The sequence below is a fragment of the Aliivibrio finisterrensis genome (assembly GCF_008933155.1).
Classification (GTDB): Bacteria; Pseudomonadota; Gammaproteobacteria; order Enterobacterales; family Vibrionaceae; genus Aliivibrio; species Aliivibrio finisterrensis.
Genome location: NZ_WBVP01000048.1, coordinates 1 through 2,541 on the forward strand (window position 1 = coordinate 1; position 2,541 = coordinate 2,541).

Genomic DNA, 2,541 nt, shown 5'->3' on the forward strand with positions numbered 1-2,541 from the left:
GTCCTTGAGGGTGACAGCTTAACGGCACTCACAGGGACCTTCGATACCAGCTTGTACAGCAATGGTGCGCTAGTGCAAATCAGCGTAGATGTGGACGGGGTAGCGCGTTTAGAAACCATTACCCTGCAACCTAGCGCGACACCTGTTTCCATTACTTCAACACTTGGCGATATTAACAACGGCTCTCACACGCTGACGGTGACGGCTTCTGATAGTCAAAGTGTCACCATAGAAAGCCTCACCCCAGATGTTGCCACTATCGCCAATGAACAAATTAGCGTGAACCAAGATGGCACCGCACGTTTTGCGGTGACAGCAGTTGATGGCACATGGCAAGAGGTGGTCAGCCTTGATGTATTGTCACCTCGCACAGCGCCAAGCATTGATTGGGCGCTCAATGCCAGCGGTGATTTGCAAGTCACTGGCATTAATGGCGACACAGTGAATGTTAATGTGAGTTACCAAGGCAGCGATTCGAGCTTGACCATGATGACGCTCTTGCCAGTCGATAGAAATGCGAGCGATAACATCAGTTGGATGGTGGAGAAAGACGGTGTTCGCTTTTCAAATGTTGTCACTCAAAATGTGGTGGACGTAGTAAACCCATTAGCTGTCGCGAATTTGGCGTCGCGAGTGGCAGACAGCAACATCGCAGATAGCGATGTGTTTGCGCACTTTATTGGTTTAACCGGGATATCAAGTGATGCAACGGTCTTAAGCTTGTATCGTAGTGAACTGGTCAATCAAGCAGTAACGTCATTGATAGCCCTTGAAGATACTATTGCTAGCGTGAACAGCATCGCCACAGCATTTATTGATTTACAAAATACCGCCAATGCCAGCATTACATTAACGCAACTGCAAACCTTGTTCCCGACTCAATACCTAACTGCCAGCTTATTGGCTGATTATCAGGCCAGTTTAGCGAGTAATTCTTGGAATACGCCAGATGAAGCGCAAGACTTGTTAATTGCTGTTAATAATGCCAATGCCGTTGACAGTGATGGTGATGGCTTATTTGACGGGGTGGAATTGGCGCAATTTAGCGACCCGAGTGATGCCAATCATCCGATTTACCTAGGTCAAATTGATACAGACAACGATGGCATATTGAATGGTTTAGATACCGATTTAGATGGCAATGGCACAGCGGATGAAAACGAACTCTATGTCACGCTTAATTCCGGGGTGCTCGCAGGTAATGTTGATGGTCTACCTATTCCTTATATTACAAGCAGCACTGGTGGTTGTCCTGCCAGTGCTTCCCCAAGCCAAACGGTGGGTAACATTGCATTGGTTTATCATGATGCTGGCTACGGCTGTAGTTTTGCCAGCACCGGTTACAGTGCTACGCAATATACTATTAACGAAGGGATCAGTTATCAGTTCAATACCGCGTTACCTTTGTATCAAATCGGTCCACATCAATTGGCACCAACGGGATTCCGTTTAAATGAAACCTACCCAATGCTGCGTTTGCCGCGTGATGTGAAGTACGACATTTATGAAGTGACCTTAAATGGTAGTGATTGGGTCGCGACTAAATTACAAACCATTGAGGCCGATGATATTCCTGATGACAACTGGTTATTCATCAATCAAGACGTGAGTGAGCGCACCACGGCGTTGAACCTCATGGCAGTGCCAGAAGATTTGGACATCTACGGTGAGCTGATTTCTAACTTTAGCTTGGTGCAACTGAATAATGATGACACCCGTTTATCTTTCTTTACTCGCATCAACTTTGACGCTTGGCGTTACCGTCTAGATGGTGGTGAGTGGGTAACAGCTATAGATCCAAGCGTGGTTTTAACAGGATTAAGCCTGGGTCAACACACGGTAGAAATGGAAATCATTGATGCCGATAGTAATCCAGTAACGGCGATCGATCCGCAAACCACAACAGTGGAAATCTACTCAGTCGAGAACCTTACACAAGATAACCGTTTATCTTTTGATTACACCAATCATTTCACCGGTAGCGAATACCAAGCCGTTGCCATGTTGCCAGGCTCGGGTTTAACAGGTCCTAGCGCAACAGTGACGCCAAATTTTTGGGAAACCTTCGAGCTCGACACCCGTTTCACGGTAGAGGTGAAAGATGCCGCGGGCAATGCTTATCCAGTGATGTTGAAAGGGCATCGTATATACAATCAACTTCAAACAGCGATGCACTATGTCACCACCCCAGGTGAGCCATCGCCGAGTTTTGATACAGTTAATTATTTCCACATTTCGCTAGATAGCAGTAGTTTCAGCGCCTTGCCGACTGGGGTTCAATATTATGGTGGCGTAGTGAAATTGCGTTATGTTACCTCAGCGCAAGAAGAGCTGGGTATTTATCCGTTTAGTATTGATTTCACCTTACCGTACAATGATTTTGATGGTGATGGTATTGAGGACGGTATAGACCTCGATCTGGATGGCGATGGTGTGGCAGACACACTTGATGTTAACAGCTACAGTGTGACGTCCGATACTGATGGTGATGGCATGGGTGATGGCTTTGAAACCACCTATGGTTTAGACCCATTAACCGCT

The 2,541-nt window shown here is 46.5% G+C and carries 1 pseudogene; it reads left to right on the forward strand.

What is annotated here, in order from left to right:
• Positions 1-2,541: pseudogene (locus F8B77_RS17595) on the forward strand (hypothetical protein); the annotation flags it as partial.